Here is a 7,150-nt window from a genome sequence, read left to right as displayed (position 1 = left end):
AGGTACAAGAGCGAGAAGGCGTCGTCGAAGGCCGGCTCGTGCAGCAGCTTGACGGCGTCGGCGAGGCGGCTGCCGATGCTGTCCGGATACAGGTTCAGCATGACCCCATTGGGCAGGGTCTGGACGGCGGCATCGGCGTGGTGGTCCATGACGAACTTCCCCCTGGGCTGCGATGGGCTGAGCGAGGTGCATGATGGACGCCCGGCGCGGATGACGACAAGCCGTGCACTTGATCTGAAGCAAGGTGTTTCGAACACGAAACGATTATGCGGCCGCGGGAGTCGGGAATCTCGCTTTGTGATGATCTCGCTCAGGCGATCATGACCCTGGGCGATGTCCTGGCAGGCCCGCGCCGACTAGGGGGGACGAGGGACCGGGACAAGGGGACAGACTCGATTTCCGCTGCACCCGCTCATAATCCGGGCGAACAAGTATCCGAATCGTTGATCTGCGTTGCGCATCGTGCCGCGCTTGCCCAACCCCTATGCCCGCGACTTCGACCTGAGCACATCGCGCTGCGCACCGTGATCTGCATGGTGGCGCTTCGAGAGACCAGCATCGGGCCGTGGGTGGGGCTGGGCTTCAGTGCGGGCGCTGCGCCGCGGTACGCTCGGCGAGCCAGTCCATCAGCGCAGACGCCCGCATGGGCCGCCCGAGCAGGAAGCCCTGGCCATAGTCGCAGCCGGCGCCGCGCAGGAAGTCCAACTGGGTGGCGCTGTCGATGCCTTCGGCGACGACGGTGATGCCTAGCGCCCGGGCCATGGCCAGTACCGCGGTGGTAATGGCACGGTCGTTGTCGTCCTCCGGGATCGCGCGAATGAAGGAGCGGTCGACCTTGAGGCTGTCCACCGGAAACTGTTTCAGGTAGGCCATGGACGACCAGCCGGTGCCGAAGTCGTCCACCGCCAGTCCGACACCGAGCTCGCGCATGCGCACGAGCGCGGCGTGATCGGGCCGACCGCGTTGCATCAGCGTCGTTTCGGTGAGCTCGAGCTGCAGCCGCATTGGGCTGGTGCAGACCTCCGCGAGCGCGCGGCGCAGGCGCGGCTCGAATTCCGGCGCCTGGAACTGGCGCGCCGAGACGTTGATGCCGACCCACTCGAGCCCGCTGTGCTTGAGGGTATCGCGCATGTCGGCGCAGGCGAGGGCGAGCACGCGCTCGCCGAGCTCGACGATGAGACCGGTATCCTCGGCTACGTGGATGAAGGTCTCGGGCAGAATCAGGCCGCGCTGCGGGTGCTGCCAGCGCACCAGGGCCTCGACGCCGACCACGGCCATGTCCGCGAGCCGCAGCACGGGCTGGTAGAACAGCAGCAGCGCCTCATCCCGAAGCGCCTCGCGCAGCTCGCGCTCGGTCTGCACCCGCACCGCCATTGCCTGGTTCATCTCGTCGCGGAAGAAGCGGAAGCCGCGGCGGCCGGCGCTCTTGGCGCTGTACATGGCGAGATCCGCGTTGCGCAGCAGTTGATCGGCGTCGGCGCCGTCCCGGGGCAGCAAGGTGATGCCGATGCTCGCGCCAACCGGCCGCTGCAGCCCGGGCAGGTCCACGGGCTGTTGCAGCGCGTGCAGGATCTTGCGTGCCACCGCCGCTGCATCCTCCTCCCGCGGCAGGCCAGGGAGCAGCGCCGCGAACTCGTCGCCGCCGAGCCGCGCCACGGTGTCCCCAGTGCGGAGCATGGCGGAGAGCCGCCGGGCCACCTCGCACAGCAGGCGGTCGCCGAGGGCGTGGCCGAGGGTGTCGTTGATCTCTTTGAAGCCGTCCAGATCCAGGAACATCAGCGCGGCCGGCGGTGCGCCGTGGCTCGCCGCCGCCACCACCTGCTCGAGGCGCTCGGCGAACAGGCGTCGATTGGCGAGGCCGGTGAGATTGTCGTAGTGGGACAGGTGCTCGGCGCGCGCGTGGGCCTCCTTCAAGGCCGTCACGTCCTCGCTAACGGCGACATAATGGCTGATGCCGCCCCCGGCATCGAGGATCGGCGCGATGGTGAGCAGGTTCCAGTAAAGGGAGCCGTCCTTGCGGCGGTTGTGCAATTCGCCGCGCCAGACGTCGCCGGCACCGACGGCCCGCCACAGGTCCGCGCACAGCGTGTCCGACGAATCGCCGGCGCGCAGGATGCTCGGTGTCTTGCCGGCGACGTCCGCCAGCGTGTACCCGGTGAGCCGAGTGAATTGGGGGTTCACGTACTCGATGCGCGCCTCGGCGTCGGTGATCATGACGGCGCTGCCACTGTGCTCTACCGCATGCGAGAGCTTCTCGAGTGTTGCCTGGATGCGCTTGAACGCCGACAAGTCCGTCACGAAGGCGAAGCAGCCGCGCCAGGCGACGGAGTCGGGCAGGGCGGCTAGCACGAGCTGTACCGGCACCGCATGGCCGTCCGCATGGCGCAGCTCGAGCTCGACCGCGGGCGCCGTGCCGAGCGCCGCCGCGGCGAGGTGGGCACGCAGCGTCGCGGCATGGTCGGCATCCGCGAGTGTGCCGAGGTCGCAGCCGATCAGTGCCTCGCGGCTGCGGGCCAGCATGGTGCAGAGGGCGGCGTTGACCTCCAGCGTCACGCCGTCGGCATCAAGCAGCCAGAATCCGCCGGGGCTGTGCTCGATGAGGGCGCGGTACTTACGCTCGCTGTCGCGCAGGCCGTGCTCGGCGGCGCGCCGGCTGGTGATGTCGTGCACCAGCAGGAACCACAGCGCGCGTCCGCCAACATCGACGGGGCCGGATCGGATCTCCACATCACGCACCTCACCCGCTGCCAGGCGATGGCGGCCCGCCAAGGGCTGGTCGGCGTCTGCCATGGTGCGGGCGATCGCGATGGTCGCGAGTGGTGCCTCCGTGTCGAGGTCGCCGAGGGTCATGCGGCGCAGGCGCCGCGCCGCATGGCCGTAGAAGGCCACAGCCGCCGTGTTGGCGTCCACGATGCTGCCGTCCTCCGGATCGATGAGCAGCATCGGTGCCGGGTTGCCCATGAACAGCTGTCGATAGTGCTCGCGGGCGCGATGGATATCCGTCACGTCTTCATGCACGCTGAGCACCGCCTTGGCGCCCGTGGCCGGGTCTTCGGTCAGGCGGCAGCGCAGCCGGTGCCGGCGCTGGCCGACTTGCGTGGCGACCGCGACCTCGCCGCTCGGCTCGCGGCCGCCGCGAACCTGGCGCCAGATCTGGCGGCCGAGCGCCGGGTCGGCGAAGCGCTGGACGAATCCCGGGCTGTCGGCGGTGGTGGCAGGACCGAAGACGTGCGTCGCGGCGGGGTTGTGGAAGAGCGGCCGGCCGTTCAGGTCGAACAGGGCGATGGGCACGGGCGCGTAGCGCACCGCCTCGACGCCGCGCAGCGCGTCACCGGTGGCCTCCTGCTCGCGGGGCGGGCGCCCTTCCACGAGCATGGCGGGCCGGCCGCTGTCGATGCATACCCCGGAGCAGGTGCAGTGCACGGTCACCGGACGGCCCCGCGGGTAGAAGGTCCATTGCTCCAGGACCGTTTCACCGGCCGCGAAGCGGCGCAGGTACTCGCGCAGACGGGCGGTGGTGACATCCGACATGTCGGCGCCGAAGTCCCGCGCTAGGAGCTCGTCGAGGTCGGCGGCACTCCACAGCGTCACGGCCGCCCCATTGGCCCACCACATGCGGGAGCGCTCGGTGTCGAACACCCACACGGGCGTCTGCAGAAGATTCAGCGCGGCCAGGTCGCCGGGTCTCAGCACGGGCGAGGGGGCCGCAGGCGCGGCGGCCTCGGCGCGTTGGCTGCTTGAGCTCAAGGGAACCATGAGTCGTCGGCGTACCCTGCGGGGTCTTGGTGTCGTCCAGTCGGCGTGTAATGGCGCCGGGCCGTGTCGCGCGATGCTTGACGCACGGCTGGATGGCGGCGGCGTTGACACCGACGGAGCACCCGCGGGGCGACGCCCATCAGAGCCGCCACGGGCCGGCACCTCGCCGAGGCACCGCCAGGCGAATGGAGCATAGCGCGGACCAAGAGAAGCTTCCATCGGACAAGCGGTATAGCCAGAGACTGGACTGGACCGAGCTCGCGCCGAGCTTCTACCGCCAGCGACCGCTCACCGTTGGCGCCGTCAGCGGCGGACGCGCCCATTGCGCACGCTGTCCGGAGCCGTCGCGCGCGGCGAGCGCCGGCGGCCGACGCCTTTTGTTTTGCATCGCACTTGACATAATCCGATGCCGACACTACTTTACATAACGCAGGCGCTCACCGAGGCCTGCGGAGCGTGCGGTTCATAGAACGCACACTTGTGAACATGTTGCTCAACTGGAGGATATGTCCGTGACGACTATCGACTTTTCGCCCCTTTTTCGGTCCATGATCGGCTTCGATCGGCTGTCCAATGCGCTGGAGTCGGCCTATCGCACCGAGCCGGGCGGCTACCCGCCCTACAACGTGGAGGTGCACGGTGAGAACGACTACCGTGTGACCATGGCGGTGGCCGGCTTCTCGCAGGACGACCTGGAGATCGAGGTCACCGACAACGTGCTCCGCGTCTCCGGCGCGCGTGCCGACCAGGACAAGGAGAAGGAGACCAAGTACCTGTACCGCGGCATCGCCAACCGCAGCTTCGAGCGCAAGTTCCAACTCGCCGACTATGTGCGGGTGGTGGACGCGCGACTCGAGAACGGTCTGCTGCACGTCGATCTGCGGCGTGAGATCCCCGAGGCCATGAAGCCTCGCAAGATCGAGATCCGCGGCCACGATGCCAAGCTGATCGAGGGCCAGCAGGAGCAAGAGAAGGCGGCCGCCTAGCGCGGTACGTCGATACCGCAGGGACGCGGACCTAGCAAAAGGCCGGGCAGATGCCCGGCCTTTTTTGTGTCTCGAGGAAGACGGTTTGCGGGTTATCGCTTCCCGCGCAGCGCGGCGACCGCTTCGGCGCTCACCGGGCTTGCATCGTTGCCCCAGTTGGCGCGGATGTAGCTGGCCAGTGTCGCGATCTGCTGATCGTTGAAGACGCTGCCGAAGGAGGGCATGACCACGTGCGGCGAGTATGCCTCGTCCGGATTCGCCGGGGCGCCCAGCAGCAGGGTCTTGATGACGTCGTCGGGCTCGGCGAGCGTCACGGTCTCGTTGCCGGCGAGCGCCGGGAAGTAGGGCGCGAGCCCTTGGCCATAGTTCTGGTGGCAGGCGGCGCAGTAGGTCGCGTAGAGCTTGCGCCCTTGGCTGTAGCTCTGCTCGGTGAGCTGGGGCGGCACCTGCGGGGCGTAATCGGGTGCGGCCTGCGGTGGCTGGTCCTTCAGGTACGCGGCTATGGCCTCGAGGTCCGACGTGGCGAGCCGGGACAGGCTTTGGTGCACCACCTCGGCCATGGGGCCGACCGCGGCGGTTTCCGGACCGTCGCCGGACGCGGCCGGGGGCGCCTCGCCGGTGCGCAGGTAGGTCAGGATCTGCTCCTGGCTCCAGTCGCCGAGCCCGTCGGCGAGGGCTTCGGTGAGGCTCGGCGCGTACCAGCCGTCGACATAGGCGCCGCTCAGCGCGTCCTCGCTCTTGGTCGCGCCGGCGAGGTTGCGCGGCGTGTGGCAGGTCCCGCAATGGCCCAACCCCTGCACCAGGTAGGCGCCGCGGTTCCAGGCGTCGCTCTTGTTCGGGTCGGGCTCGAAGCGCCCGGCCTTCAGGTACAGGTCTTGCCAGCCGAACAGCAGGTCGCGCATATCGAAGGGCCAGCGCAGTTGGGTCGCGGGTGGCACGTAGCGCGACGGTGTCAGCGAGAACAGGTAGTCCTTGATGGCCAGCAGATCATCGTCGCGCACCTTGGTGTAGGACGGGTAAGGCAGCGCCGGGTAGTAGGGCTTGCCGTCCGGGCGGATACCGTGCTGCAGTGCGCGCAGGAAGTCCTTGTCGCTGAAGTCGCCGATGCCGTAGCCCGTGGCGGGCGTAATGTTGGGCGTGTAGATGGTGCCGAAGGGGGTGTTGATGCCGAGCCCACCCTCGAACAGCTTGCCGCCGTCGCGCGTGTGGCAGGCGGCGCAGTCACCGGCCAGGGTGAGGTAACGGCCGTACTCGATGCGGGCCTCGGACAGACCGCCATAGGCTCGCGCCGGCGGCAGCAATGGTGTCGCGGCGGTCCGCGCGGGCTCGGCGTCTGGCGGCGCGGCGGCCGCTGGCGCATCGGGTGAGGGTGGTACGGCGGTTGGCGGCACGGGCTCCGAGGCGGTTGCGGCGCCGGCGCCGCACAACCAGGCCAACAGGGTTGCGAAAGCGACGACTCTGTGGTCCAGCATGTGACTCATCTCCGATGGCGGGCGAGGGCTTGGGCTCAGCGGCGCGCATTGTGCCGGAGCGGCATGGTCGATTCACGGCTCGGATTCTGCGCTTTCGGTCTCGTTGACATGGTCCGAGACCCAGCGCGCGGGCAGGTCGAGCAGCGGCCGGATAGGCGCTACCGCGCGCCCGCGTGACCATTTCCCCGGCGCCCCTGAAGCGCCAGGGGGCGTCGGCGCTACCGCGCGCCCGCGTGACCATGCTGCTTGGGGCCGCGGAATGGGACTGCGGGATGGCGCCGGGTTTCGGGATGGTGCGCAGGGGGGACTCGAACCCCCACGGATTGCTCCACTGGAACCTAAATCCAGCGCGCCACTGCGGAATCTCGATTTTCCAACATGTTAGCGCATCCGGCCCCGGTCAAACGTGACACAGCGTGACGCATGTGGCCCGATCATGCCCCGCGCGCGTCACGTTTGCGTCACGCTGGGGCCAACCCTGCGACCTCTGAACTAAGTATGGCCTCGCACGACCAGCAGTACGGCCAAGTAACCCTCCTTGGACAGGGACGCCGGACAGCGCAGCGAGCGCAGCATCGTCCAATCGGCCCCCGCAATCCCCAGCGATTCGATCAGCCTCGCATCGGCTGCGAGCGCGACCAGGCCGGGTGGGGTGTCCGGGTCCTGCAGCAGTACCTCGGGGCGCATGTCCGCGGGCAACTCCGCATGGACGCGATCCTCTCCGCAGAGCCAATGGACCGTGACGCCCAAGGCGGCCGCGAGTCGGGTCGTAACCTCGAGGGTCGGCGTGCGTTCCCCGGTTTCGTAGCCGCTCACGTGAGACTGGGTGCGGTCGATCCGTTCGGCCAATTGCTGCTGCGTCATCTTGGCGGCTAGTCGTGCCTGGCGCAGGCGTTGGCGGACGATCCGGATCTCGTTCATGGCCCGGATTATCGG

Annotated in this window: 4 protein-coding genes and 1 tRNA gene; 1 reads left to right on the top strand and 4 read right to left on the bottom strand. The window is 68.7% G+C overall.

Features of this window, described 5'->3' with window-relative positions:
* Positions 1–582 precede the first annotated feature (582 nt).
* Positions 583–3,693 carry an EAL domain-containing protein gene (locus tag LJE69_RS06340; protein ID WP_296922810.1) on the bottom strand — a complete coding sequence of 1,037 codons (3,111 nt, stop codon included), beginning with the start codon at positions 3,691–3,693 and terminating at the stop codon, positions 583–585.
* A 575-nt stretch (positions 3,694–4,268) separates the two neighbouring features.
* Here LJE69_RS06340 and LJE69_RS06335 point away from each other — a divergent pair.
* A complete protein-coding gene (locus LJE69_RS06335) occupies positions 4,269–4,742 on the top strand; it encodes an Hsp20 family protein (RefSeq protein ID WP_296922807.1) in 474 nt (157 codons plus the stop codon).
* A 92-nt stretch (positions 4,743–4,834) separates the two neighbouring features.
* On the opposite strand, the gene LJE69_RS06330 is transcribed toward LJE69_RS06335, so the two are convergent.
* The 3 genes from LJE69_RS06330 to LJE69_RS06320 all read right to left on the bottom strand — a co-directional run.
* Positions 4,835–6,214, bottom strand: a complete 1,380-nt coding sequence (locus tag LJE69_RS06330) for a cytochrome c (RefSeq protein ID WP_296922804.1) — start codon at positions 6,212–6,214, stop codon at positions 4,835–4,837.
* 291 nt (positions 6,215–6,505) lie between these two features.
* Positions 6,506–6,611, bottom strand: a tRNA-Leu gene (locus tag LJE69_RS06325).
* A gap of 95 nt (positions 6,612–6,706) precedes the next feature.
* Positions 6,707–7,150 (bottom strand): helix-turn-helix domain-containing protein (locus tag LJE69_RS06320; RefSeq protein ID WP_296922801.1); only part of this gene is annotated, 444 nt, incomplete at its 5' end.

The sequence above is a fragment of the Thiohalocapsa sp. genome (assembly GCF_022340605.1).
Classification (GTDB): Bacteria; Pseudomonadota; Gammaproteobacteria; order Chromatiales; family Chromatiaceae; genus Thiohalocapsa.
The sequence above is the reverse complement of the archived record's forward strand: the minus strand, read 5'-3'. Positions and strand labels throughout refer to the sequence as shown.

What these genes read in the sequence shown, in the direction of transcription:
- LJE69_RS06330 (WP_296922804.1), bottom strand. Translation starts at nt 6,214, where the DNA reads ATGCTGGACCACAGAGTCGTCGCTTTCGCAACCCTGTTGGCCTGGTTG.